This is a genomic window from Bradyrhizobium sp. 22, assembly GCF_000482425.1.
Classification (GTDB): Bacteria; Pseudomonadota; Alphaproteobacteria; order Rhizobiales; family Xanthobacteraceae; genus Bradyrhizobium; species Bradyrhizobium japonicum_B.
On the sequence record NZ_KI519399.1, the window covers coordinates 1,989,953 to 2,014,059 of the forward strand.

Consider the following 24,107-nt stretch of genomic DNA (forward strand, 5'->3'; position numbering starts at 1 on the left):
GCAGCACGATGAGCGCCGAGCCGTTACTCGCGCCGGTCCTTGCCGATGCGCCCTGGCTGATCTCGGGCGGGACCGCGCGCGTCCTGCAATTGCTCAATGCCGACGGCGAGGAGGCGCGGGTGGTCGGCGGCGCGGTGCGCAACGCGCTCCTCGGCCTCAAGCCCGGCGATATCGACATCGCGACCACGGCGCGGCCGGAGGAGGTGATGCGACGCGCCAAGGCCGCCGGCATCAAGGGCGTGCCGACCGGCATCGATCACGGCACCGTCACGTTGGTGATCGACAGCCACCCCTATGAAGTCACGACGTTGCGCGAGGACACCGAAACCTTCGGCCGCAAGGCCAAGGTCGCGTTCGGCCGCGACTGGGTGAAGGACGCCGAGCGGCGCGACTTCACCATGAACGGCCTGTCGGCCGACGCAAAGGGCGTCGTCTACGATTACGTCGGCGGCATCGCGGATGCCAAAGCGCGCCGCGTCCGCTTCATCGGCGATCCCGACCAGCGCATCGCCGAGGACTATCTGCGCATCCTGCGCTTCTTCCGCATCCACGCCGCTTTCGGCGCGGGTGATCCCGACCGCGACGGCTATCTCGCCTGCATCCGCGGCCGCGCCGGCCTTGCCAGCCTCTCGGCCGAGCGGGTGCGGATGGAGATGCTGAAGCTCCTGGTGGCGTCGGGCGCAGCCGCGGCCGCGCTGGCCATGGCCGAGGGCGGCCTCGTGCAGACGCTGGTCGGCGGCATCGTCTACACCGGACCGCTGGCGACGATGATCGCGGTCGAGCGCGAGCTCGGCCTTGCCGCCGGCAGCACGCGGCGCCTCGCCGCGCTGACCGTCGCCGTGACCGAGGATGCCAAGCGCGTCGCCGCGCGCTTGCGGCTGTCCAATGCCGAGACCAAGGCGCTGGATTCGATGGGACACCGCTGGTGGCGCCTCGCCACCAAGGACGAGGCCAATGCGCGGCGGCTGCTCTATCGGCTCGGGCCTGAGCGCTATCACGATCGCGTGTTGCTGGGCTGGGCGCGGAGCGGCGGCGATGTCGCCTCGACGCGCTGGCGTGCGCTCGCCGAGCTGCCGCAGCGCTGGACGGCGCCGAAATTTCCACTGAAGGCCGCCGACTTCATCGCCCGCGGGCTGCCTGAAGGACCCGCGCTCGGACACGTGTTGACGCTCGCCGAGGACGCTTGGCTCGCGGCGGATTTTCCCCTAGAGCAAGCCGCACTCGCTGCCATCGCCGATCAAGCTGCGGCCCGCGTCAGCCGCGACGAGAGAACGTGACGATCGTCTCAGGCTTCGCCGACATCTCGATCTTCCAGCTGCTGCTGGTAGCAACGATGGCGTTGTTCGCTTCGATCATCGGCGGCCTTGCCGGCTACGGCACCGGCGCCCTGATGCCGCTGGTGCTGGTGCCGCTGGTCGGCGCCGAGCCCGTGGTGCCGATCATCGCGATCTCCGCCATCTTCACCAATTGCAGCCGCGCGGTCGCTTACCTGCGCTACGTCGACAGCCGCCGCGCGCTGATCGTCCTCGCCTGTGCCGCGCTGACGACCGCACTCGGGGCCTACGGCTACACGCGGCTCACCAATGCCGGCGCGGCACTCGTGATCGGCACCATGTTGATCCTGAGCGTGCCGTTGCGTCGCGTGCTTCGCCGCCGCGCGGTGAGGATCGGCGACAGCGGTCTTGCCGCCGGCTCGGTCGGCTACGGCGTCCTGGTCGGCGGCACCTCCGGCTCCGGCGTGATCCTTCTCTCGCTCCTGATGGCCGCGGGCCTGGAGGGCGCCGCCGTGATCGCGACCGATGCGATGATCTCGCTCGGCACCGGCCTGATCAAGATCTCCGTGTTCGGCCTCGCCGGCGCCGTCACCGCGCAGGTGCTCGCCTTCGCGCTCCTGATCGGCGTGATCGCGGTTCCCGGCGCCTTCCTGGCAAAGGCCTTCGTCGAGCGGATGCCGTTGCACATCCACGCCGCGATCCTCGATGTCGCTGTCATCACCGGCGGGCTGGTGATGATCTCGGCGGCGGCGAGGCAACTGGTCGCGTAGATGGGTGGGCCCGATTGGGCATGCGCAACGCGCCCGCGATCCTGGCTCGTTCTCGTGAACGTCGGCTGCTGAGCCAACCGGAAGGCGCCGGCTCAACGGTCTGCGGCAGCTTACGACGCGAACGGATCTCAGATCATCGAGCCCGAGATCGCGGATCGGATTTCAATGCGTATGCAGTGCCGCCGAACCCTTTTTGGATCGTACGATGTAGGCCGTCCGCAGTCGGAGAAGCGGCTTCTCGAAGAATTCGTATGACAGCCCCGCCACGGGTGCGAATGCCGCGAAAAGCACGGTCGCAGCTGGGAGCGCCCACCAAAAGTTGGCGTCTTGGCCAGCACGGTCTTTGATAAGGAATATTAAGACCTCGCGCAGGAAGAAATGCAGGAGATAGATCGAATATGACCACTCTCCGATTTTCCGGAGGCAGAGATCAAGCTTCGGGGGAAAGCTAATCCCTGAATTGTCGTACCAGGCGATGAAACTGCCAAAGGCGACGGCCTGGATCGACGGAATGACTATCCATAATGCCGAGGGAGAGGGATAGGCCCCATCGAGGTAGAAGAAGCCGCCCTCGGCGTCGAAGACTTGCCAGAACATCAGGAACAGCAGCCCACACGTGAAGGCCACGACGCGACGTGCCTTTGCGCCAAGGCCAGCCGTCGCGAAGAACATGCCCATCAGAAACTGGTCGATCGCCCCGACGATGGTCCAATACGCCACGAGCTGGACCTCTCCGTATCTTAGCCAGAGGAGCGCACGCAGGCAGAGGCTGAGACAGATGCCGATGAGCAGCGCATGGAGACCAAAGCGGTTGCTGAGCGCGAGCAGGTACGGGAACAGCAGGTAGAACTGAAACTCGATCGTGATCGACCAGGCTCCGTTCGGCAACGTCGGCAACAAGACTCCGCGCCAGATCTGACTGAAGTCAATTGGAGGCCCAATGTGAAGCTTGCCAAGAAGATACCAAGCGGCAAGAGACGCGGCGAGCAAGGGTACCAATCTTACGGCGCGACTCCAGAGAAACGCGGGATAGTTGATCGCCTGCCCGTTCACCAGCTTGGCGAACAGGTAGCCACTCAGCGTCATGAAGAGCCCAACGCCGACGTGCCCCTCATCCAGCAGCGCGAACGGGAATGGCGGCACGGCGGAGAACGGCACCGGGAATTGATTAGTCAGATGGGTGAAGTGCCACACGAAAACGAGGTAGGCCGCCAGAGCTCTGATGTGATCGAGGCGAGAAAAATATAGGCCATTGCTGGATTTCATGAGATCACGAACGATGCTCGGTCTAAATCGATCAGATAAGCCGACTAGCTGCTCGAAACTTCTGCAACGCTAGGCATTCCTGCTTCTTGATGGCGTTGCGATTTCATCCGGAATCAACCTAGAGGGGCAATCATTTCCAGTTTCATAAGGAGCGGTTGTTCCATAGGTGATTTCTCTTGGAAGAATTGTTTGGTTAGCAAAGCTTTAGTGGAACTGGTGATCGTTGAATGGGGCCGGAAGCATGGACGCGAGTTCGCATCGGGCGCCTTCGTGGTCCTCACGTTGCCGAATGTGGCCGTAGGGATGCGTGAACCGCTTGGTTGCCCGGGAGCATCAGTTGCAGCTCCTCGTGCGGATTAAAGCTTGCGCCGGTCGCAAGACCGTTCGCGTGATCTCGGCGGCCAGCATCGGCTCAACGGCTGCCCTGGGTCGAGCGGACCTGAGTCGCGAATCGGCATCATCGACGCCCAAACCGGACGTTCTGACCAGAACAAATCGGACAACTCGTCGTCGGACGCGCCAGCGGCAGTACCACACTCCAGAATGAAAGGTTGTGCGCGCCGGTTAATGCACGCTTAGTCTTAATCGGGCTACGGTAGTCCGTTCGTTGCTGCTTGCTAGCCCGAGGCCGTATGAGTCTGTGGTTTTCCTTGAGCGACGGTTTCGCAGGTGTCCCAACCCCTTGGAGTGCTGTTCAGAGATGAAAATCAAGCTCGCCATTGCAGCATTCGTAGTCCTCGGTGTCGCTGGTCTCGGTAATGCTTACGTGCGTAGCTATCCGCCGTTCACGTCCCAATTTGTGCAGACCTGCGAAAAGGCCATTCAAGAGCGGCTGGCGGATCCTTCCACCTATCAACGGATCGACCTGGAAGACTCCAGAAGAACGATCGCGTGGGACGAATTTTTCGCCGAGCCGGAACGGGCCGTACCCGAGTCAACCAGAAGATTCATGATGCAATCAGCGCGCCACCCGCCGGTTCAGTATGTGGCGCTCATCGACTACCAGGCCCAGGATTCCGTCGGCGCCATCATGCGAGAAAGGGCATCATGTACGTTCAACTCGCTCACTGGCGACGATGCGCCGACTCGGACGTCTTGGGTGAAGATCGATGGCGAACGTAACCTGGAGTGGGCCGCCAGGCAGCCCAACGCCGCAACGCTCCACCGGCGCTTGGTGAAAAACCTATGATGCTGCGGGTCGGCTATTGGCCTTTCTGCGACATCCAGCCATGTCCGCTGCTGCCCCGCGACTGGCAGATCAGCGGATATCGAACGCGTAGCAGGCCGGCCTGACCGGGATGCGGTCTTGAGCGCGCCTACTCTTCGCCCTCTTCCTCGTCTTCATCCTCCTCATCGTCCTCTTCCACCTGCACCAGCACGGCCATTGGCAGCGTCTCGCGGAACAGGTCGCCTTCCATGCCCATCCAGAGGCAGAGCACGTCGTCCTCCTTCACCTCCGCAACCGTCAGCGGCTGGCCGCCGGATTTCAGCATCACCACATCGCCGGCTTTCAAGTCCATGGAGTGTTCCTTTCGCGTGATTGACCCGGAAGGGAAGCTAGCAGGCGGTCATGACGGGCCGATCACGCAGGCCGGTCGTGCCGATAGAATCCGGCGGTGGGTCCGGCGTGGTGCACAAGATCCTGCTGCCGCACTGAGCTTCTGAGCATCCGCCTCTTCATCGTGCGACGTCATGCCCCTTTATTGACTGACGCATCAAAGGCGTTTCGCAAAATCCGTAAGTCCTTGATTTTGCAGGGACCGTCTACTGTGCATGGGGTTGTTTTTCGATTTTTTGTCTGGCGGCCTGCTCAGGGCCGATCCGGCACCAGCTCGGTCAGCGAGCGGATGATGCGGTCGGGCTTGACGGTCGAGCCCTCGGGCAGGCCGTCGCCGTGCACGTCGATCCAGATCGAGTAGATACCGAGGCGCTGCGGCGTTACGACTTCCCATTCCAGATTGTCGCCGATCATCCAGGTCTCCGCAGGCGTGACGCCGAGCGCCTCCATCGCGTGCAGATAGGCGCGCTCCTCGGGCTTGCCGAAACCGTGCTCGCCCTCGATCTGGATGTGGTCGAAGCGATGCGCCAGCTCGAACCGCTCGACCTTGGCGCGCTGCATGTCGGCGGCGCCGTTGGTGACCAGCGCGAGCTTGACGCCGCGTGCCCTGAACGCGTCGATCGCATCATGCGCACCGGGGAAGACGAAGATCGCTTCCTCGCGGTAGGTGGTGAAGCGGTCGGCGAGGCGATCGGCGAGATCGTCCGAGAGGGCGCGATGGCCGTCGGCGGCGAGCGCGGCGAAGCCGCCGCGCACCGTGAGCCGCCGCGCCTCCCCGAGCTTCATCCGCCAGATCGGCTCCGCGGTCGACCAGAACTGCCTGGCATAGGCGAGCACCGCGGTCGCGACCTGTGGCGGCGGCAGCGGCGCAAGCTCCTCGGCGAATTCGTTCGCGATCGTGTTCCAGGCGATCTCGGGCCGGCCATAGGCCGACAGGATGGTGTCGTCCATGTCGATCAGCATGGCGCGGGGCAGCGGCTTCGAAACGGTCACGGCCATTTCACCTCCGGCGGCATCGACGACAGGATCGACTCGACATTGCCGCCGGTCTTGAGCCCGAAGATGGTGCCGCGATCATAGAGCAGGTTGAACTCGACATAGCGGCCGCGCCGGATCAACTGCTCCTCGCGGTCGGCGGCGGTCCAGGCTCTGGCGAAATTGCGCCTGACGATCTCGGGGTAGATCTTCAGGAAAGCGCGGCCGACGTCCTTGGTGAAGGCGAGGTCGGCGTCCCAGTCGCCGCTGTCGTGCCAGTCGTAGAAGATGCCGCCGATGCCGCGCGGCTCCTTGCGGTGCGGCAGGTAGAAGTACTCGTCGCACCATGTCTTGTACTTGTCGTAATCGGCAACGCCGCTGTTCTGCGCGCAGGCCTCCTTCATCGCGGCGTGGAAGGCGATGGTGTCGGCATCGTCCTGCGTGCGCCGGCGGTCGAGCACCGGGGTGAGATCGGCGCCGCCGCCGAACCAGGCCTTCGTGGTGACGACGAAGCGCGTGTTCATGTGCACGGCTGGCACGTTCGGGTTGCGCATATGCGCAATCAGCGAGATGCCGGAGGCCCAGAACTTCGGGTCGTCCGCGGCGCCGGGAATCTGGGCGCGAAATTCAGGGGCGAACTCGCCGTGCACGGTCGAGCAGTGCACGCCGACCTTCTCGAACAGCCGGCCATGCATCATCGACATCACCCCGCCGCCGCCGGGCGCGCCGGTATGGTCGGCGCGCTGCCAGGGCGTGCGCTTGAATCGGCCGGCTTCGCCCGGATAGAGGTCTTGCGGGGCATCGTCCTCGAGCCGCTCGAAGCTCGCGCAGATGTCGTCGCGCAAGGCCTCGAACCAGGTGCGGGTGCGGGCCTTGCGGCCCTCGATCGTCGAATTGTCCATCTGCATTCCCGGTCGCGTCCTATCTGATGCCGAGCGATTTATGCGTCTGCACGCTGAGCCGCCATTGCGGGTGACGCAGGCAATAGTCGATCGCGCGCGCGGTGTTCTCGATCACCTCGGGTCCGTCCATCGGCTGCAGCGAGAAGCGCTCGAAGGCGAGGTGCTCGAACGTGTCTGGCGCGGCGAGGGCCTGCGGGTAGACCAGTTTCAGCTCGTGGCCCTGACGAAGCACCAGCTCGCTGCCGCCCTTGGGGCTGACGCAGATCCAGTCGAGGCCATCGGGCGCTTCGATCGTGCCGTTGGTCTCGACGCCGATCTCGAAGCCACGGGCGTGGAGCGCCTCGATCAGCGCGGCGTCGACCTGGAGCAGCGGCTCGCCGCCGGTCAGCACCACGTAGCGGTCGGCTTCGGCGGCGCGCCATTGCGCGGCGATGGTGTCGGCGAGCTCGGCAGCCGAGCCGTAGCGGCCGCCGAGTGTGCCGTCGGTCCCGACGAAATCCGTGTCGCAGAACTTGCAGGTGGCCTCAACGCGGTCCGCCTCGCGCCCGCTCCAGAGGTTGCAGCCGGCAAAGCGGCAGAACACGGAGGCGCGTCCGGCATGGGCGCCTTCGCCTTGCAGGGTCAGGAAGATTTCCTTGACCGCGTAACTCAATCGTCTCTCCTTTGGCCTTCAGACTTGCGGGGTCCGGACCTGCCGTAGCGCCTCGCCGGCGGCCATCGCCGCGCTCATGGCGACATTGAGCGACCGCAGCCCGGCCCGGATCGGGATTACCAGCCGCGCGTCCGCGGCCTCGACCACCGCCTCGGTCACTCCGGCGCTCTCGCGCCCGAATAGCAGGATGTCCGACGTCTGGTAACGGAAATCGCGATAGTCGGTGGCGGCCTTGGTGGTGAACAGCAGCAGGCGGTGGCCGTGGACGGCGCGCCAGTCCTCGAACTTCAGCCAGGAATCGTGCCTGACGATGCTGACATGGCTGAGGTAGTCCATTCCCGCCCGGCGGAACGCGCGGTCGGAGACCGGGAACCCCGCCGGTTCGATGATATGGGCGTCCAGCCCGAGGCAGGCGCAGAGCCTGAGAATCGTACCGGTGTTCTGGGGGATGTCAGGTTGGAAAAGCGCTATCTGCATCGGGAATGGCGGGCTGGTTGCGGGACGGGAATGTCTCAATAAAACATCGCCTGCCCGGGAATTCGTGCATGGCACGCCCCCGCGCCGATAGCGGGCTTGCGCTCGCCCGGCAAGGGTGCCAATAGAACGATTCTGGACTGCTGTTTCGCCTGTTTAGAGGCGAATAAGCGAAGTTCTGCCGCCGCGGGGGGCCGCGGGCGCCGGCAGCCTTTCCGGGGACCTCATGGGCGCCCTCTGGAGCGGTTCCACCGGTTGCACAAGAAGAAAGGGTTGGAATCGTGACGACAGCGTCTTCGGCGGACCATCCGACACGCCGTGATTTCTTATTCGTTGCAACCGGGGCAGCTGCAGCAGTAGGGGGCGCGGCCGCGCTCTGGCCCTTCATCTCGCAGATGAATCCTGACGCCTCGACCATCGCCGCCGGTGCGCCGATCGAGGTCGATCTCAGCCCGATCGCCGAGGGCCAGGACATCAAGGTGTTCTGGCGCGGCAAGCCGATCTACATCAGCCACCGCACCAAGAAGCAGATCGAGGAGGCGCGCGCCGTCAACGTGGCGAGCCTGCCCGATCCGCAGACCGACGAGGCTCGGGTCAAGTCCGGTCACGATCAGTGGCTGGTCGTGATCGGCATCTGCACCCATCTCGGCTGCATCCCGATCGCTCATGAAGGCAGCTACGACGGGTTCTTCTGCCCCTGCCATGGTTCGGTGTACGATACGTCCGGCCGCATCCGCCAGGGCCCTGCGCCCTCGAACCTGCCAGTGCCGCCGTACCAGTTCGTTTCCGACACCAAAATCCAGATCGGCTGAGCTTTGGACCTTCGTCCGAAGCTTCGCGCCGTCTCGTCGTATTATTTCCTCAGGATCGCATCATGAGCGGACCATCCGACTACCAGCCGAGCAATCCGGCCCTGCAATGGATCGAGCGGCGCCTGCCGATCTTCGGCCTCATGCACTCCTCGTTCGTCGCCTATCCCACCCCGCGTAACCTGAACTATTGGTGGACCTTCGGCGCCATCCTCTCCTTCATGCTGGGGATGCAGATCCTGACCGGCGTGATCCTGGCGATGCATTACACGCCGAATGCCGATCTCGCCTTCAAGTCGGTCGAGCTGATCGTCCGCGACGTGAACTACGGCTGGCTGCTGCGCAACATGCACGCTGTCGGCGCCTCGATGTTCTTCGTCGCCGTCTACGTCCACATGTTCCGCGGCCTCTATTACGGGTCGTACAAGGAGCCGCGCGAGGTGTTGTGGATCCTCGGCGTCATCATCTACCTCTTGATGATGGCCACGGGCTTCATGGGCTACGTGCTGCCCTGGGGCCAGATGAGCTTCTGGGGCGCCACCGTCATCACCAACCTGTTCTCCGCCATTCCCTATGTCGGCGAGAGCATCGTGACGCTGCTGTGGGGCGGCTATGCGGTCGGCAACCCGACGCTGAACCGCTTCTTCTCGCTGCACTATCTGCTGCCGTTCGTGATCGCGGGCGTCGTCGTGCTGCACGTCTGGGCGCTGCACGTCGCCGGCCAGAACAATCCTGATGGCGTCGAGCCGAAGACGGAAAAGGACACGGTGCCGTTCACGCCGCATGCCACCATCAAGGACATGTTCGGCGTCGCCTGCTTCCTGCTGCTCTACGCCTGGTTCATCTTCTACATGCCGAACTATCTCGGCGATGCCGACAACTACATTCCGGCGAACCCGGGCGTGACGCCGCCGCACATCGTGCCGGAATGGTATTACCTGCCGTTCTACGCGATCCTGCGCTCGATTCCGGACAAGCTCGCGGGTGTCGTTGCGATGTTCGGGGCGATCATCATCCTGTGCTTCCTGCCCTGGCTGGACGCCGCGAAGACGAAGTCGTCGAAGTATCGTCCGCTGGCCAAGCAGTTCTTCTGGATCTTCGTCGTTGTCTGCATCCTGCTCGGCTATCTCGGCGCGCAGCCGCCGGAGGGCATCTATGTCATTGCCGGCCGGATCCTGACTTTCTGCTACTTCGCCTACTTCCTGATCGTGCTGCCGCTGCTCTCGCGGATCGAGAAGCCGCGGCCGGTGCCGAACTCGATCTCGGATGCGGTGCTGGCCAAGACCGGCAGCCGATCGACACCGATGGTGTCGACCGCGATCGTGCTGGCGCTCGCCGGCTCGTTGTTCGCGGGCTCGATCGACAGCGCGAAAGCGTCCGAAGGCGGCGACAAGCCTCCGGGTAACAAATGGTCCTTCGCTGGGCCTTTCGGTACGTTCGATCGCGGCGCCCTGCAGCGCGGCCTGAAGGTCTACAAGGAGGTCTGCGCCAGCTGCCACGGCCTGTCTTACGTCGCCTTCCGCAATCTCGCCGAGCCCGGCGGGCCCGGCTATTCGGTGGCGCAGGCGTCGGCGTTTGCAGCCGAGTACAAGGTCAAGGACGGTCCGAACGATGCGGGTGACATGTTCGAGCGGGCGGGCCGGCCGGCGGACTATTTCCCCTCGCCATTCCCGAACGAGCAGGCTGCGCGTGCGGCGAACGGTGGCGCGGCGCCGCCCGACCTGTCCCTGATCACCAAGGCGCGCTCTTACAAGCGCGGCTTCCCCTGGTTCATTTTCGACGTCTTCACCCAGTACCAGGAGCAGGGGCCTGACTATGTCACCGCGGTGCTCCAGGGCTATGAGGACAAGGCGCCTGAGGGCGTGACCATCCCGGAGGGGTCCTACTACAACAAGTACTTCCCGGGCCACGCCATCAAGATGCCGAAGCCGCTCAGCGACGGCCAGGTGACCTATGACGACGGATCGCCGACGACGGTTGCGCAGTACGCCAAGGACGTCACCACGTTCCTGATGTGGACCGCCGAGCCGCACATGGAAGCGCGCAAGCGCCTCGGCTTCCAGGTCTTCGTGTTCCTGATCCTGTTCGCGGGCCTGATGTACTTCACCAAGAAGAAGGTCTGGGCCGACTCGCACTGAGGCCGCGCCGCCTGACGAGACAAGACATGAGAAAGCCCCCGCAAGGGGGCTTTTTTGTTGCTCTCGTGTCCCGGACGCGCGAAGCGCGAGCCGGGATTCAGGATGCTTCCGACTGGGCTCCAGGAACAGCAGCGCATCACGCCGCAAGGGGCGGCGCGCTGCGCAGCATCCGGGGCACGAGAGTTTGTTTGCGCGGTGATTGCGTCCTCTGCGCTCACCCGCCAAAATACCGTCAACCGCTCCCTCAGAAACTCACCGGAGGACACCATGGGAACCGCCATCACCTTCAAGCGGCCGGACGGCAAGGACGCCTCGGGCTATCTCGCCAATGCCGCGCGCGGCAACGCGCCGGGCGTGGTCGTGATCCAGGAATGGTGGGGATTGTCGGATCAGATCAAAGGCCTGTGCGACCGCTTTGCACTGGCCGGCTTCGATGCGCTGGCGCCCGATCTCTACAAGGGCAAGGTGGTGCCGTATCACGACACCGACAGCGCCAACAAGGAGATGAACTCGCTCGACTTCATGGACGCCACCACGCAGACGGTGCGCGGCGCCGCGCAATATCTGTCGCGCAACGGCGCCAAGGTCGGCCTGACCGGCTTCTGCCTCGGCGGCGCCGTGACCATCATCGGCGCGACCAGGATTCCGGAGCTCGCGGCCGGTGTCGTGTTCTACGGCATCCCGCCGGAGCAGGCCGCCAAGCCCGCCGACGTCAAGATTCCGCTCCAGGCCCATTTCGCCAACAAGGACGATTGGTGCACGCCGGAGCTGGTCAACGGCTTCGAAAAGGCGATGAAGACCGCCGGCAGGTCGCTCGAGCTGTTTCGCTATGACGCCGAGCATGCCTTCGTCAACGAGCAGCGTCAGGCCGTGCACGACCGCGAGGCCGCCGAGCTCGCTTGGGGCAGGGCGACGGAGTTTTTCCGCAAGCATCTGGGGTGAGACGTATGGCGACGTCGTCTCTCACCCGCCGCGGGCGCGGCCTGATCGTTGGGGCCGTGGCCGCCATTGCCGGCATCGTCGCGTTGACGACGGCCCAAGCGGCGGCAGAGCAGGCCTTCGTCACGCTGAACGGCAACCTCAAGACAGAGGCCTGGTGGGTCATCGCGGAATTCCACCCGTTCACGACCGAGGTTCGCGGCATCCCTGCGAACCAGATCCGCAAGAGCTGGTGCAAGGCGACCGAATTCCGCAAGGACCTGATTCCCAAGGAGCTGCTGGTCGAGAACGGCGCTGATGTGATCAAGGACGCCGGCATGTCCTTTGCCGTCGAGGGGCGCTTCGACGGCGCCGCCACGAGGCAGATCGCCGTGGTCGGTGTGTTTCAGGAGTGTGCCGGCCCGAAGGGCAGGTTCATGCTGATCCTCGATCAGCCGGATGGCGAGAAGCCTAAGGTGCGCTTTGTCGACGCCATACGTACCAACCGCCAGTTCGCGGCTCTTTCGAAGGACAAGCGCGGCAAGCTCGTCCTTTGGGAATGCATGGAATGCGACGGTTATTCCGTGCTCAAATGGGATCGGAAGAAGAGCAGGTTCGGCTGGGAGCCTGACCCTCTCGAGCAATAGCCCGAAGCCGACCCTCGCAGATGGGGCGGCCCTTGACGCCGTCCCCGCGCCATGGTGAGTATCGCCCCATGAGCACCGCCGTCCGCCCAGCCCGTCTTTGGTGGCGCACCTCCTGACGAGGTGGCCGGTGCGATTTTTCTTTCCCAAATCGTCTGAGGTCGCCTGCACAGCGCGGCGGCCTTCTCGTTTGTCCTGTGTGGCGTTCCCTCGGCAAGTTTCGTAAGAGGACGACATGAACAGGACCGTCTTTGCCCTCCCGGCCAGAAGCGACTATGCGACCCGCGCAGGTCTTGCGATCACGCGCGTGGCAGAGCAGTTTACCGGAGGCGCCAGCCGGCTCGACGACCTGATCAACCTGCTCGACCGCCGCCGCGGCGTGGTGCTGTCCTCGGGCACGACCGTTCCCGGCCGCTACGAGAGTTTTGACCTCGGCTTCTCCGATCCGCCGCTCAAGCTCGAGACAACGGGCTTCGACTTCAAGCTCGAAGCGCTCAACCCGCGAGGCGAGGTGCTGATCGCCTTCCTCGGCGACGTCCTGCGCGAGCCCTGCGTGGTGATCTCCGAGAAGACGCCCGTGCGCCTCGCAGGCCACATCGTCCGCGGCGACGCGCCGGTCGAGGAGGATCAGCGCACGCGGCGCGCCAGCGTGATGTCGCTGGTGCGCGACCTCGTCGCGGCCTTCTCCGCCAATGATGACGGACTGCTCGGCCTGTTCGGCGCCTTCGCCTACGACCTCGTCTTCCAGATCGAGGATCTCGTGCAGAAGCGCCCGCGCGAGCAGGACCAGCGCGACATCGTGCTCTACGTTCCCGATCGCCTGCTGGCCTATGACCGCGCCACCGGCCGCGGCGTCGTGCTCTCCTACGATTTCGCCTGGAAGGGCAAGTCCACTGCGGGCCTGCCGCGCGAGACCACGGAGAGCCCGTACCTGAAGACGCCGCGCCAGGGCTTTGCCGACCATGCGCCCGGCGAATATCAGGCCACGGTCGAGACCGCGCGCGCGGCGTTCGCGCGCGGTGATCTGTTCGAGGCGGTGCCGGGACAATTGTTCGCCGAGCCCTGCGACCGCTCGCCGGCCGAAGTCTTCCAGCGCCTCTGCGTCATCAATCCCTCTCCCTACGGCGCGCTGATGAATCTGGGAGAGGGCGAGTTTCTCGTCTCCGCCTCGCCGGAAATGTTCGTGCGCTCGGACGGACGGCGCGTCGAGACCTGCCCGATCTCGGGCACGATCGCGCGCGGCAGCGATGCGATCGGCGATGCCGAGCAGATCCGCCAATTGCTGAACTCGGAAAAGGACGAGTTCGAGCTCAACATGTGCACCGACGTCGACCGCAACGACAAGGCGCGCGTCTGCGTCCCCGGCACCATCAAGGTGCTGGCGCGCCGCCAGATCGAGACCTACTCGAAGCTGTTCCACACCGTCGATCATGTCGAGGGCATGCTGCGCCCCGGCTTCGACGCGCTCGATGCTTTCCTCACCCATGCCTGGGCCGTCACCGTCACGGGCGCGCCGAAGCTGTGGGCGATGCAGTTCGTCGAGGATCACGAGCGCTCGCCGCGGCGCTGGTATGCCGGTGCAATCGGCGCGGTAAATTTCGACGGCAGCATCAACACCGGCCTCACCATCCGCACCATCCGCATGAAGGATGGCCTTGCCGAAGTGCGCGTCGGCGCCACCTGCCTGTTCGATTCCGATCCCGCCGCCGAAGACCGCGAATGCCAGGTCAAGGCCGCCGCGCTGTTCCAGGCGCTGCGCGGCGATCCGCCGAAGCCGCTGTCGACTTTCGCGCCCGATGCGACCGGCTCGGGTAAGCGGGTGCTGCTGATCGACCACGACGACAGCTTCGTGCACATGCTCGCCGATTATTTCCGCCAGGTCGGCGCCGACGTCACCGTGGTCCGCCACGTGCACGCGCTCGACATGCTCAAGCAGAAGACCTGGGATTTGCTGGTGCTGTCGCCGGGACCCGGCAGGCCGGAAGATTTCGCGATCAACAAGACGATCGATGCGGCGCTGGAGAAGAAGCTGCCGGTGTTCGGCGTCTGCCTCGGCGTGCAGGCCATCGGCGAATATTTCGGCGGCGAGCTCGGCCAGCTCACCCATCCCGCGCACGGCCGGCCCTCGCGGGTGCAGGTGCGCGGCGGGCGCCTGATGCGCAATCTGCCGAACGAGATCGTCATCGGCCGCTATCACTCGCTCTATGTCGAACGCGACACCATGCCGGAAGTACTGTCCGTCACCGCCAGCACGGAGGACGGTGTCGCCATGGCGCTGGAGCACAAGACCCTGCCGGTCGCCGGCGTGCAATTCCACCCGGAATCGCTGATGTCGCTCGGCAATGAGGTGGGACTACGTATTGTTGAAAACGCGTTCCGGCTGGATGCGCGTGTCGATTGAGAGGCACCAATGACCTTTGACCACGACATCAAGGCGAGCGTCCGCACCATTCCCGACTATCCCAAGCCGGGGATCATGTTCCGCGACATCACGACCCTGCTCGCGGACGCGCGCGCCTTCCGCCGCGCGGTCGACGAGCTCGTCAATCCCTGGGCCGGCAACAAGATCGACAAGGTCGCCGGCATGGAGGCGAGGGGCTTCATCATCGGCGGCGCGGTGGCGCACCAGCTCTCCGCCGGCTTCGTGCCGATCCGCAAGAAGGGCAAGCTGCCGCACACCACCGTGCGCATCGCTTATTCGCTCGAATACGGCATCGACGAGATGGAGATGCATGTCGACGCGATCCAACCCGGCGAGCGCGTCATCCTGGTCGACGATCTCATCGCCACCGGCGGCACCGCAGAGGGCGCGGTGAAGCTGCTGCGTCAGATCGGCGCCAACGTCGTCGCCGCCTGCTTCATCATCGACCTGCCCGAGCTCGGCGGCGCCGCCAAGCTGCGCGCCATGGACGTGCCGGTGCGCACGCTGATGACGTTCGAGGGGCATTGAGGCGCTGCCGCGGTCAGATCGGCTCGGCTTTCAGCTCGGCCCGCCAATGCAGCAGGCGCTCCTTCAGCAGCGCGTTCCTGACATAGGCGCTCTCCTCGTCCTCCAGCCGCTCGCATTCGGCAAAGGTCAGGCCGGCCTCGCCATACGTGGTCCAGGCGGCCTGGAGGCCGCGGCAGGTGTGGCTGCCCTGGCGCAGTGAGAACCAGATGCGGTTCTGGATCGTCTCCAGGTTCGGCGCCTGGCCGACCCAGGCCTGCCCCGACGCTGCGCAGCGCACGACGTAGATGCCCGCAATGGTCTTGCGCTCCTTATAGGCGGTGATCGCTGCTTTCCGGTCGATGCTCACGGGCGGGCCTCTGGGGTGACGACGTTGCTGCACTCCTGTAGCGGTCCCGCATGGCCTGTGTCAATATTACCCGGGTGAAATTTAGGACCGTTGCAGGATCAGGCTGAGCTCGAGCTCGCGGAAGGCGAGGTAATTGCGCCGGGTCCATTGATGCAGCTCGGTGGAGGAGTCCTTCTCCTGGCGCAGATAGCGGGTGAAGGAGAAGTTCAGCCGGTCGACATAGGTCTTGAGGAAGCCGGGCAGCGCGGGCAGGCGGAGCAGCCGGCCGCCTTCCATCGCGGCCGGCAGCTCGCCGCGCACCACATATTCGTTGTCGACCGTGATCAGGTTCATGCGCGGGATCTGCGCGCGCAGCATCTCGTGGGCGCGCGCCGAGACGCGGTCGGTGTCGGCGACGAACAGGATCTGGGGCGCGACGTGGCGGCGTGCCGCCTCCTTCAACAGGCCGATCTCGTCGGTCATCTTGAAGAACTCGTCGAAGGCGTGGAAGCCGAGGTCGATCACCTTGGCAAGCCCGTCGTCGACGATGACGCGGTCCATCAGCTGCATCTTGCCGTAGGTGTCGATCACGTCGGCGGTCTCGGTGACCTCCGGCAGGTAGTCGAGCAGCGACGGCTCCTTCAGATTGACGTCGAAGGCCGCGACGTTGCCGTTCTTGAGCAGCAGGAATTCGCTCAAAAGCCGCGCCAGCAGGGTCTTGCCGACCTGCGGGCGGGGCGAGCAAATGATGTAGACGGGCGTTGCGGACATCGACAGCCATATCGGTCGAACTTGACGACCAATCCAGCCGTATCAGCCCGGCTTGCGCAACTATTTTTCGCTGTTGCGGGTGACGGGCTTCGAACCGACGATGTCGGTCAGGCGGATGCGGTCGAACTCGCTCCAGACGTTGGCCAGCCAGTGCCGGACATAGCCGCGCAGCACGAAGGAATAGTTCGCCGCCTCGTCGTTGATGCCCTTGTTGGCGACGAATTTCAGGAACGGAACGGAGGACACCTCGACCTGCTCATAGGCCATTTCGTTGAGCTTGGGGATGGTCAGCTCGGTGGCGTCCTTGATGCGGTGGAAGTAGGAATTGTAGGTCGCCTGGTCCCACTGGAAGAACTGGGTGTCGTTGATGAAGTTCTTCACCAGGAAATATTTTGCACCGGTCATGAAGCCCGCGGTCTCGGCGATCTCGTCCAGCGAGGCGATCGAGGGTCCCAGGATGTGGAACACGGCAAAGGTGATCTGGCCCGCCTTGGCGGCGTCGAGGAAGCCGATGTCGCGCAGCGAGGCGAGCGCCGGCGAGAGCAGGCCGGCGCGGACGTCGATCACGGTCACCGACGGGCTGGTCGCATTGAGGGTGTCGAAGATCTTCATCTGATCCGACGTCGTCGTCATGTCGACGATCTCGGTGATGTCAGGGTGGAAGCGCTTCAGGGTTCCGCGCGGCGATTCCGTGTCGAAGGCGCGGGTCGGTACGTTGTTGGCTGAGAAATAATCGAGCAAGGTGCGCGACACCGTGGTCTTGCCGACCCCGCCCTTGTCCGCGCCCACCACAACCACTGCCGGCTTTGCCATTGCTGTCCCCTAACGCGCCCCCGATCGCGAGGTCGCAATCGGCCGGGCCCCAAATCGATGTCCCAAGGAATGTCCCAAGGATGTCCCGAGTCTGCTGTTGGGCGCGAACATGGCAGAAACAAGGGAGAATTCAATTCCTCGGCAGGTCGATACGGCAATTCCTGAAGTTTTTCCCAATCGCGGCGAAACTGCCGCGCATGGGCGGCGCAACGCATGCTTAATGACGGCCCCAAGGACCCATAGGATTGCCCAGCGGGGGATTGTTTGCGGTTCCGGAGGTGCCGGACGCAGGCACCGGCGGCGGAGCAGCTTGGCTGTCGACATCGTTCCAGGGGCCATGACTGAGCGGCGGTGGGGCGTCCTGCGGATCGGCTGGCGCTTCCAGCTCGTCCGTTACCTCGGTCGGCGGCAGCGGGCCCGGATCATGGCCGCCGGCAAACTTGACCAGTGCGTCGACCCTGGACTGCACCGAGGGGTGGGTTGCGAACAGATCGGCAAAGCCCTCGCGGGGATTGTCGACGCAGAGCTCCATCACGGCCGAGGTCGCACCGGGCAGCTCGCCGCGATTCTCGATCTTGCGCAGCGCCGAGATCATCGCATCGGGATCTTTCGTCAGCTCGACGGAGCCGGCGTCGGCGAGATATTCGCGCGACCGCGACAGCGCGAGCTTCACCACCTGAGACAGCAGCCAGGCCAACACGATCAGCACGATCGCGATGATGATCACGATCACCGCGCCGCCGCCGGAGTTCTTGCTGTCGCTCGACGACGAGGACGAGCGCGAGGACGATGAGGAGCCCGACGAGCCGCCGGAGCTCCAGTTGAAATTCGTGAACAGGCGGAAGAACATCTCGCCGAAGAAGCCGACTACGCCGGCGATGATGACGGCGACAACCATCAGCTGGACGTCGCCGTTCCTGATATGGGTCAGCTCGTGGCCCAGCACCGCCTCGATCTCCTTGTCATCGAGCGCATCGAGGAGACCCGTGGTGACGGTGATGGAATATTGCCTGGGATTGAGGCCGGTCGCGAACGCGTTCAGCGCCGGGCTCTCCATGATCTTCAGCTTCGGCATGGTGATGCCGCGCGAGATGCAGAGATTCTCGAGCAGGTTGTAGAGCCGCGGCTCCTCCTGCCGGGTGACGCCGTGGCCGCCGGTCACCGCGTCGATCATCGACTGGTGGAAGAAATAGGCGATCACGATCCAGACCGCCGCCACGACGGTTGCAACAGGCGCTGCGACTTTCAGATCCTCGAAGGCGTGGCTCAGGTAGAAGGCGACGGTCCGGTTGCTGTCGATGAAAACCTCGGCGACGAGTGCGCCGGCAAAGACCAGTACGTAGACCAGCAGGAACAAGCCGGCGAGCAGCAGCATCGAACGAGACTTGTTCGAGGCGATGTGCGTGTAGAGACCGTACGCGGCCATGAATGCTTCCGCTTCCCTGTCATTCCGGGGCGATGCGATAGCATCGAACCCGGAATCCCGAGCTTTGTCGCTCGATCGAGATTCCGGGTTCGCGTCTGCGACGCGCCCCGGAATGACGAAGGTGAGATAACGTCAGAACTTCACCTGCGGCGCCGCCTCGACCTCAGTGCGAGTGGCGCCGAGATCGAAGAAGTCCTTCCGGGTGAAGCCGAACATGCCGGCGAACAGCGCAGCCGGCAGTTGCTGGATGCCGGTATTGTATTCCTGGACCGCGCTGTTGAAGAAGCGGCGGCTCGCCGCGATCTTGTTCTCGAGGTCGGAGAGCTCGGATGCGAGCTGCTGGAAATTGGCGTTGGCCTTGAGGTCCGGATAAGCCTCCGACAGCGCGATCAGCCGGCCGAGCGCCCCGGACAGCTGGTTCTCGGCCGCGGACACCTGCGCCGGCCCCTGCGCGGACATCGCCGAATTGCGCGCCTTGATGACATCGTCGAGCGTGCCGCGCTCATGCGTGGCATAGCCCTTCACGGTCTCGACCAGGTTCGGAACGAGGTCGTGGCGCTGCTTGAGCTGCACGTCGATATCGGCAAAGGCCTGGCCGACGCGCTGGCTCAGCGCCACCAGGCGGTTATACGCGCTGAAGGCGAACAGCGCGAGGACGACGATGACGCCGAGAACGATCCAGCCGGTCGACATGGAAGACTCCTGAAGGGAAAGAAAGCGGGCGGGCGCTAGGATAGACCAAATCGGTGCAGGATGAGAGCCCGACGCGGAAGGGAGGTAGGACTTGGTCGAACGGGGAGCCGCCCAAGTTCAAGGCAAAGCGAGGAACGAGGTCAACTTTCGGCGATGACGGCATCGCCCCAGCGCCAGCGCCGGGCCGCTGCATAGGCCGCCTTGTCGCGCCGAGGTACCTTCGCAAGCTCAACGCCGTCTTCTGTGCAGAGCTTGGCCGTGATCTCGGCCTTGACGACGTCCGGCGGCGCCAGCACGCGCGCGGCGCGGCTTGCGGGCGCTGTGCGGGTCAAGGCGACGTAGATGAAGCGCTCGTCCTCGAACGGCACCTCGGCGCCCTTGATCTGCCGGTGCGCTTGCGAGCGCGGCAGGCGCTGGGAGAAATGGCACCAGTCCGGCGCGATGAGCGGGCAGGGCCGTTCGTGCGGGCAGGGCGCGGCGACGTAAGCGCCAGCCGCGATCAGCTGCTGGCGCAGCGCGAGGATGCGGCCGTAGCCGGCCGGCGTGCCGGGCTCGATCACGACCAGCGCCTGGCGCGCTTTCGCCCACATCGCCTCCGCGAGCTTGCGCTGATCAGCTTCGCCGAGTTCGCCGATGATGTAGCTGGCAATGACGAGATCGGCTTGCGAGACCTCGGCGAGGTTGCCGCCGGCGTCGCCGGGCAGATGGCGGCACTCTGCGAGACGCGAGCTGCCGCGCGCCAGTTCGAGCGCGAGCCGGCTCAGCGTGGCGTTGGCGTCGAGCAGCGTGAAATCCTGCAGCGACGGAAACGCCTCCGCGGCGGCCCAGCTCGCGGTGCCCGGGCCCGCGCCGACGTCGAGCAGCGTTTCCGGGGCGAAGTCGGGCGCGATCTCGCTGAGCGCATTCAGGCTCGCGGCCACCGCCGCATAGGTCGCCGGCATCCGCGCCAGCGCGTAGGCGAGGGCATCAGCCTCGGACTTGATCGTGCCGGAGCCGCCGCCGGCACGATAGGCGGTCGAGATTTTTTGCGAGCGCTGGGCCGCGTCGGTGCGGGAGAAACCGTGGAGCTTGCCGTCGAGGGCCGCTTTCAGCTCGGCGGGAATGGTGGGGGCGATCATGTTTGCCCACCGTCATCCCGGGGCGCGACGAAGCCGCGAACCCGGGAGCTCGAGATTGTTGCGCGAGATTCCGGGTTCTCGCTGCGCGAGCCCCGGAATGACGCCACAGACGTCACGCCACGTTCTGGTCGAGAATGTCCACGGCCTCGGAAAGGCTGACCGACACCAGCTGCGACACGCCGCGCTCGGCCATGGTGACGCCGAACAGGCGGTTCATCCGCGCCATCGTGATCGGGTTGTGCGTGATGATGATGAAGCGCGTGTCGGTCGAGCCGGTCATCTCGTGCAGCAGGTTGCAGTAGCGTTCGACGTTGTGGTCGTCGAGCGGCGCGTCGACTTCGTCCAGCACGCAGATCGGCGAGGGGTTGGTCAGGAACACCGCGAAGATCAGCGCCATCGCCGTCAGCGCCTGCTCGCCGCCCGACAGCAGCGACAGCGTCTGGGGCTTCTTGCCCGGCGGCTTGGCGATGATTTCGAGACCGGCTTCCAGCGGGTCGTCGCTCTCGATCAGGTGCAGCGCGGCCTCGCCGCCGCCGAACAGCTCGACGAACAGCCGCTTGAAGTGGTTGTTGACGACCTCAAACGAGGTCAACAGCCGCTCGCGCGCCTCCTTGTTGAGGCTCTGGATGCCCTGGCGCAGCCGCTTGATGGCTTCGACGAGGTCGTCGCGCTCGGTGACAAGGCCGGTGTGCTGGGTCTCGACCTCGCGCAGCTCCTCCTCGGCGCGCAGGTTGACCGCACCGAGACGCTCGCGGTCGCGGCGCATCTTTTCGAGCTCTTCCTCGATGTCGTGCAGCGGCGGCAGCTCGGCGCCGGGCTCGATCTCGGCGAGGCCTGCGACGGCCTGCGGCTCGACCTCGAGCATGTCGCGGATCTCGCGCTCGACGTCTTCCAGCCGGCGGCGGGCGCCGTCCATGCGCTCCTCGGCGCGGGCGGTGGCCTCGCGGGCGCTGGAGAGAGCCTCCAGCGTCAGCTTCGCAACGCGGTCGGTCTCCGCCATCGCGCTTTCCGCGGTGGCGAGCGCGTCGGCGGCCATGCGGCGGTCGTTTTCCGCGTACTCGATCTCGGTGATCAGCGCGCTGCGCTTCTCGGCGAACACGGCCGGCGCGTTCTCAAGCTCGCTGCGCTCGATCGTAAGCTCGGCGATGCGGGCCTGGATGGTGTCGATATGGGAGGCCGCGCTCTCCTTGCGGTTCTGCCACTCGGTGCGCTCGGCGAGGATCGCCTGCACGCGGCGGTCGGCCAGCTCGGCTTCGCGCGCCAGCGCCTGCGCCTCGGCGCGGACTTGGGCGGCCATGCGGCGATGGCCTTCGATGTCGCTGCGGACGGCGGCAAGACGCGTCTCGGTGTCCTCGCTCGACGGCAGCTCGCCGATGCCGGCCTGAGCGTATTCGTAGGCAGCCTCGGCCTCGGCGCGGTCGGCGGCGAGGCGGCTGTGCGCTTCCGACAGCGTCGCCTTGCGCGCGGCATGGCGGCTGATCTCGCGCTCGGCATTGGCATGACGCTCGCGCGCCACGTTGAGCTCGCGCTGCGCGGCGCGCCAGGCTTCGCGGCTGGCGCCTTCGGTGCTCGCCGCCATCTGCAGCTCGGACTCGGCGTTCTCCAGCGCCTGACGCTTGATCTGGGCGTCGATGCGGGCTTGCTCCAGCTCGTTCTCGATGTCGACGAGGCGGGCGCGCTCGGCGAGGCGGCGGGCGGCGCCGGTCGGGGCGTGCGCCGCGGCGACGAAACCGTCCCAGCGCCAGACATCGCCTTCTGGCGAGACCAGCCGCTGGCCGGTCTTGAGCTGCGAGACCAGCTCGGCGCCGCGTTCGCGCGGCACCACGCCGATCTGGGCGAGGCGGCGCGCCAGCTCGGCTGGCGCCTGCACGTGATTGGCGAGCGGCACGACGCCTTCGGGCAGCGCAGGATCGCCTTCGGTGTGGCCGACATTGGTCCAGCGCATCGGGGCCGACGGATCGATCGGGGCGTCGAGATCGTCGCCGAGCGCGGCGCCGATCGCCTTCTCAAAGCCCTTGTCGACGGTGATGCCGTCGATGATCGGCGGCCACAGATTCTTGGTCTCGCCGTTGACGATCTTGGAGATCGTGCGCGCCTCGGTCTCGAGCCGTTGCACGCGCTTGTCTGCTTCGACCAGCGGCGAGCGCGAGGATTCCAGGGTCTGGCGGGCCGCGACGTGGGCTGCTTCGCTGGCCTGTGCCGCAGCTTCGGACGCCGCCAGCGTCTCTTCCGCAGTCTCGACCAGCGCGGTCAGCTGGTCGAGATCGCCGAAGCCGCCGGTCGCTTCGGTGAGCTTCTGCTCTTCCGCCGCGACGTTCGCGATCTCCTGGTCGAGCCGGGCGAGCTTGTCGCGGTGGGTGCGGACGTTGGCTTCGAGCTGGTTGCGCTTGGCGGTGAGGTCGGCGAGCGCAGTGGTGAGCTCGGCGAATTGCTGCTCGGTCTCGGTCAGCACCGCCTCGGCCTCGGCGACACGCTCGTCGACGCCGGAGCGCTTCTCGACCCGCGACTTGATCTCTTCCTTCAGCTCGGCGTCTTCGGTGTCGAGCCGCTGCAGCGCGACGTCGGCATCCAGGGTCTGCTGCTGGGCACGCGAGATGTCGCCCTCGAACTGGGCGAGGCGGCGCTCGAGTTCGGCGACGCGCTCCTTGGCCCGCTCTTCCTCGCGGTCGAGCAGCTCGCGGGCATTGGTGAGGCGCTGCAGCCCGGCCGCAGCGCGCGCTTCTGCATCGCGCAGGGCAGGCATCTCCGCGGCGCGGATCGCCTGGATGCGGGCGGCCTCGGCCTGGTGCTGGGTGCGCTCGGCCATCTCGCGGACGGCGAGGTCGTGAGTCTGGCCGGACTCGTTGACGTCGGCATGAGCGCCGATCCAGCGCAGATGGTACAGCGTGGCTTCGGCCTTGCGGACCTTGGCCGCGACCTCGCGGTAGCGCACTGCCTGGCGGGCCTGCTTCTTCAGGCCTTCCATCTGCCCTGCGAGCTGGCCGATCACGTCCTCGACGCGGGTAAGGTTGGTTTCGGCCGCCTTCAGCCGCAGCTCGGCTTCGTGACGGCGGGCATGCAGGCCGGCGACGCCGGCGGCGTCTTCCAGCACGCGGCGGCGCTGCTCGGGCTTGGCCTGGATGATCTCGCCGATCTTGCCCTGGTGGACCAGGGCGGGCGAGCGCGCGCCAGTGGCGGCATCGGCGAACAGGATCTGCACGTCACGGGCGCGCACGTCGCGGCCGTTGATGCGATAGACCGAGCCGGCCTCGCGCTCGATGCGGCGGGAGATTTCGAGCAGCTGGCTGTCGTTCATCGCCGCGGGCGCGGTGCGATCGGCATTGTCGATCGTCATCGTCACTTCGGCGTGGTTGCGCGCGGGACGGTTGCCGGAGCCAGCGAAGATCACCGCGTCCATGTCGGCGGCGCGCAAGCTCTTGTAGGAGGTCTCGCCCATCGCCCAGCGCAGCGCCTCGACGAGATTCGACTTGCCGCAGCCGTTGGGGCCGACCACGCCGGTCAGGCCGGGCTCGATGACGAAGTCCGTGGGCTCAACGAAGGACTTGAAGCCGTGAAGGCGCAGGCGGGTGATTTTCATAAGCACGCATCTCTGTTGGCAGGCGCGAATCCCCCTGCCGGGACAATACCATGA

At 65.5% G+C, this 24,107-nt stretch carries 22 protein-coding genes; 9 read left to right on the top strand and 13 right to left on the bottom strand.

Annotated features, from left to right (window positions below; translation table 11 throughout):
• Window positions 1–8: 8 nt before the first annotated feature.
• On the top strand, window positions 9–1,277 hold the full coding sequence (locus K410_RS0110730; protein WP_028134845.1) for a CCA tRNA nucleotidyltransferase: 1,269 nt from the start codon (window positions 9–11) through the stop codon (window positions 1,275–1,277).
• Complete coding sequence (locus K410_RS0110735) at window positions 1,274–2,044, top strand: sulfite exporter TauE/SafE family protein (protein WP_028134846.1); 771 nt, start codon at window positions 1,274–1,276, stop codon at window positions 2,042–2,044. The genes K410_RS0110730 and K410_RS0110735 overlap by 4 nt, the downstream gene beginning before the upstream one ends.
• A 162-nt stretch (window positions 2,045–2,206) precedes the next feature.
• Here K410_RS0110735 and K410_RS0110740 read toward each other — a convergent pair whose 3' ends face one another.
• Window positions 2,207–3,310, bottom strand: coding sequence for an acyltransferase family protein (locus K410_RS0110740; protein ID WP_028134847.1), 1,104 nt, complete (start codon window positions 3,308–3,310; stop codon window positions 2,207–2,209).
• Window positions 3,311–4,010: 700 nt separating this feature from the next.
• Here K410_RS0110740 and K410_RS0110745 point away from each other — a divergent pair.
• Window positions 4,011–4,499, top strand: a complete 489-nt coding sequence (locus K410_RS0110745; RefSeq protein WP_028134848.1) for a hypothetical protein — start codon at window positions 4,011–4,013, stop codon at window positions 4,497–4,499.
• A 127-nt stretch (window positions 4,500–4,626) separates the two neighbouring features.
• On the opposite strand, the gene K410_RS0110750 is transcribed toward K410_RS0110745, so the two are convergent.
• The 5 genes from K410_RS0110750 to K410_RS0110770 all read right to left on the bottom strand — a co-directional run bounded on the left by K410_RS0110750 (window position 4,627) and on the right by K410_RS0110770 (window position 7,874).
• Complete coding sequence (locus K410_RS0110750) at window positions 4,627–4,830, bottom strand: DUF2158 domain-containing protein (protein ID WP_028134849.1); 204 nt, start codon at window positions 4,828–4,830, stop codon at window positions 4,627–4,629.
• Between the two features lie 290 nt (window positions 4,831–5,120).
• Window positions 5,121–5,867 (bottom strand): HAD family hydrolase, encoded by a 747-nt coding sequence (locus tag K410_RS0110755; protein ID WP_028134850.1) that lies wholly within the window; start codon window positions 5,865–5,867, stop codon window positions 5,121–5,123.
• Window positions 5,858–6,745, bottom strand: a complete 888-nt coding sequence (gene hemF / locus K410_RS0110760; RefSeq protein WP_028134851.1) for an oxygen-dependent coproporphyrinogen oxidase — start codon at window positions 6,743–6,745, stop codon at window positions 5,858–5,860. The genes K410_RS0110755 and hemF overlap by 10 nt, the downstream gene beginning before the upstream one ends.
• Before the next feature lie 19 nt (window positions 6,746–6,764).
• On the bottom strand, window positions 6,765–7,397 hold the full coding sequence (gene queE / locus K410_RS0110765; protein WP_028134852.1) for a 7-carboxy-7-deazaguanine synthase: 633 nt from the start codon (window positions 7,395–7,397) through the stop codon (window positions 6,765–6,767).
• 18 nt (window positions 7,398–7,415) lie between these two features.
• Window positions 7,416–7,874 (bottom strand): tRNA (cytidine(34)-2'-O)-methyltransferase, encoded by a 459-nt coding sequence (locus K410_RS0110770; protein WP_028134853.1) that lies wholly within the window; start codon window positions 7,872–7,874, stop codon window positions 7,416–7,418.
• A gap of 278 nt (window positions 7,875–8,152) precedes the next feature.
• Here K410_RS0110770 and petA point away from each other — a divergent pair, with 278 nt between their 5' ends.
• From petA to K410_RS0110800, 6 genes are all read left to right on the top strand, one after another.
• On the top strand, window positions 8,153–8,683 hold the full coding sequence (petA, locus tag K410_RS0110775; RefSeq protein ID WP_028134854.1) for a ubiquinol-cytochrome c reductase iron-sulfur subunit: 531 nt from the start codon (window positions 8,153–8,155) through the stop codon (window positions 8,681–8,683).
• Window positions 8,684–8,745: 62 nt separating this feature from the next.
• Window positions 8,746–10,818, top strand: a complete 2,073-nt coding sequence (gene fbcH, locus K410_RS0110780; protein WP_028134855.1) for a cytochrome b/c1 — start codon at window positions 8,746–8,748, stop codon at window positions 10,816–10,818.
• A gap of 267 nt (window positions 10,819–11,085) precedes the next feature.
• Window positions 11,086–11,760, top strand: a complete 675-nt coding sequence (locus tag K410_RS0110785; RefSeq protein WP_028134856.1) for a dienelactone hydrolase family protein — start codon at window positions 11,086–11,088, stop codon at window positions 11,758–11,760.
• Window positions 11,761–11,765: 5 nt separating this feature from the next.
• Window positions 11,766–12,383 (top strand): hypothetical protein, encoded by a 618-nt coding sequence (locus K410_RS0110790; protein WP_080672151.1) that lies wholly within the window; start codon window positions 11,766–11,768, stop codon window positions 12,381–12,383.
• Window positions 12,384–12,615: 232 nt separating this feature from the next.
• Window positions 12,616–14,781, top strand: a complete 2,166-nt coding sequence (locus tag K410_RS0110795) for an anthranilate synthase component I (protein WP_028134858.1) — start codon at window positions 12,616–12,618, stop codon at window positions 14,779–14,781.
• Between the two features lie 9 nt (window positions 14,782–14,790).
• A complete protein-coding gene (locus K410_RS0110800; RefSeq protein ID WP_018323310.1) occupies window positions 14,791–15,330 on the top strand; it encodes an adenine phosphoribosyltransferase in 540 nt (179 codons plus the stop codon).
• 13 nt (window positions 15,331–15,343) lie between these two features.
• On the opposite strand, the gene K410_RS0110805 is transcribed toward K410_RS0110800, so the two are convergent.
• The 7 genes from K410_RS0110805 to smc all read right to left on the bottom strand — a co-directional run bounded on the left by K410_RS0110805 (window position 15,344) and on the right by smc (window position 24,053).
• A complete protein-coding gene (locus K410_RS0110805) occupies window positions 15,344–15,676 on the bottom strand; it encodes a GIY-YIG nuclease family protein (protein WP_028134859.1) in 333 nt (110 codons plus the stop codon).
• Between the two features lie 81 nt (window positions 15,677–15,757).
• Window positions 15,758–16,426, bottom strand: coding sequence for a hypothetical protein (locus K410_RS0110810; RefSeq protein WP_028134860.1), 669 nt, complete (start codon window positions 16,424–16,426; stop codon window positions 15,758–15,760).
• Window positions 16,427–16,486: 60 nt separating this feature from the next.
• Window positions 16,487–17,239, bottom strand: coding sequence for a P-loop NTPase family protein (locus K410_RS0110815; protein WP_028134861.1), 753 nt, complete (start codon window positions 17,237–17,239; stop codon window positions 16,487–16,489).
• Between the two features lie 217 nt (window positions 17,240–17,456).
• Window positions 17,457–18,665 (bottom strand): M48 family metallopeptidase, encoded by a 1,209-nt coding sequence (locus K410_RS0110820; protein ID WP_028134862.1) that lies wholly within the window; start codon window positions 18,663–18,665, stop codon window positions 17,457–17,459.
• Between the two features lie 132 nt (window positions 18,666–18,797).
• The gene (locus K410_RS0110825; RefSeq protein ID WP_028134863.1) at window positions 18,798–19,358 is read right to left on the bottom strand and encodes a LemA family protein; all 561 of its coding nucleotides are present in this window, start codon (window positions 19,356–19,358) and stop codon (window positions 18,798–18,800) included.
• Window positions 19,359–19,498: 140 nt separating this feature from the next.
• A complete protein-coding gene (locus K410_RS0110830) occupies window positions 19,499–20,476 on the bottom strand; it encodes a small ribosomal subunit Rsm22 family protein (protein WP_028134864.1) in 978 nt (325 codons plus the stop codon).
• Between the two features lie 112 nt (window positions 20,477–20,588).
• Window positions 20,589–24,053: a chromosome segregation protein SMC gene (smc, locus tag K410_RS0110835; RefSeq protein ID WP_028134865.1), complete on the bottom strand. Its 3,465-nt coding sequence runs from the start codon at window positions 24,051–24,053 to the stop codon at window positions 20,589–20,591.
• Window positions 24,054–24,107 lie beyond the last annotated feature (54 nt).

Excerpts from the sequence above, each read along its gene's own strand:
- K410_RS0110730 (WP_028134845.1), top strand. The coding sequence starts at position 9 with ATGAGCGCCGAGCCGTTACTCGCGCCGGTCCTTGCCGATGCGCCCTGG.
- K410_RS0110740 (WP_028134847.1), bottom strand. The coding sequence starts at position 3,310 with ATGAAATCCAGCAATGGCCTATATTTTTCTCGCCTCGATCACATCAGA.
- K410_RS0110745 (WP_028134848.1), top strand. The coding sequence starts at position 4,011 with ATGAAAATCAAGCTCGCCATTGCAGCATTCGTAGTCCTCGGTGTCGCT.
- K410_RS0110750 (WP_028134849.1), bottom strand. The coding sequence starts at position 4,830 with ATGGACTTGAAAGCCGGCGATGTGGTGATGCTGAAATCCGGCGGCCAG.
- K410_RS0110755 (WP_028134850.1), bottom strand. The coding sequence starts at position 5,867 with ATGGCCGTGACCGTTTCGAAGCCGCTGCCCCGCGCCATGCTGATCGAC.
- hemF (WP_028134851.1), bottom strand. The coding sequence starts at position 6,745 with ATGGACAATTCGACGATCGAGGGCCGCAAGGCCCGCACCCGCACCTGG.
- K410_RS0110770 (WP_028134853.1), bottom strand. The coding sequence starts at position 7,874 with ATGCAGATAGCGCTTTTCCAACCTGACATCCCCCAGAACACCGGTACG.
- fbcH (WP_028134855.1), top strand. The coding sequence starts at position 8,746 with ATGAGCGGACCATCCGACTACCAGCCGAGCAATCCGGCCCTGCAATGG.
- K410_RS0110785 (WP_028134856.1), top strand. The coding sequence starts at position 11,086 with ATGGGAACCGCCATCACCTTCAAGCGGCCGGACGGCAAGGACGCCTCG.
- K410_RS0110790 (WP_080672151.1), top strand. The coding sequence starts at position 11,766 with ATGGCGACGTCGTCTCTCACCCGCCGCGGGCGCGGCCTGATCGTTGGG.
- K410_RS0110795 (WP_028134858.1), top strand. The coding sequence starts at position 12,616 with ATGAACAGGACCGTCTTTGCCCTCCCGGCCAGAAGCGACTATGCGACC.
- K410_RS0110800 (WP_018323310.1), top strand. The coding sequence starts at position 14,791 with ATGACCTTTGACCACGACATCAAGGCGAGCGTCCGCACCATTCCCGAC.
- K410_RS0110810 (WP_028134860.1), bottom strand. The coding sequence starts at position 16,426 with ATGTCCGCAACGCCCGTCTACATCATTTGCTCGCCCCGCCCGCAGGTC.
- K410_RS0110815 (WP_028134861.1), bottom strand. The coding sequence starts at position 17,239 with ATGGCAAAGCCGGCAGTGGTTGTGGTGGGCGCGGACAAGGGCGGGGTC.
- K410_RS0110820 (WP_028134862.1), bottom strand. The coding sequence starts at position 18,665 with ATGGCCGCGTACGGTCTCTACACGCACATCGCCTCGAACAAGTCTCGT.
- K410_RS0110825 (WP_028134863.1), bottom strand. The coding sequence starts at position 19,358 with ATGTCGACCGGCTGGATCGTTCTCGGCGTCATCGTCGTCCTCGCGCTG.
- K410_RS0110830 (WP_028134864.1), bottom strand. The coding sequence starts at position 20,476 with ATGATCGCCCCCACCATTCCCGCCGAGCTGAAAGCGGCCCTCGACGGC.
- smc (WP_028134865.1), bottom strand. The coding sequence starts at position 24,053 with ATGAAAATCACCCGCCTGCGCCTTCACGGCTTCAAGTCCTTCGTTGAG.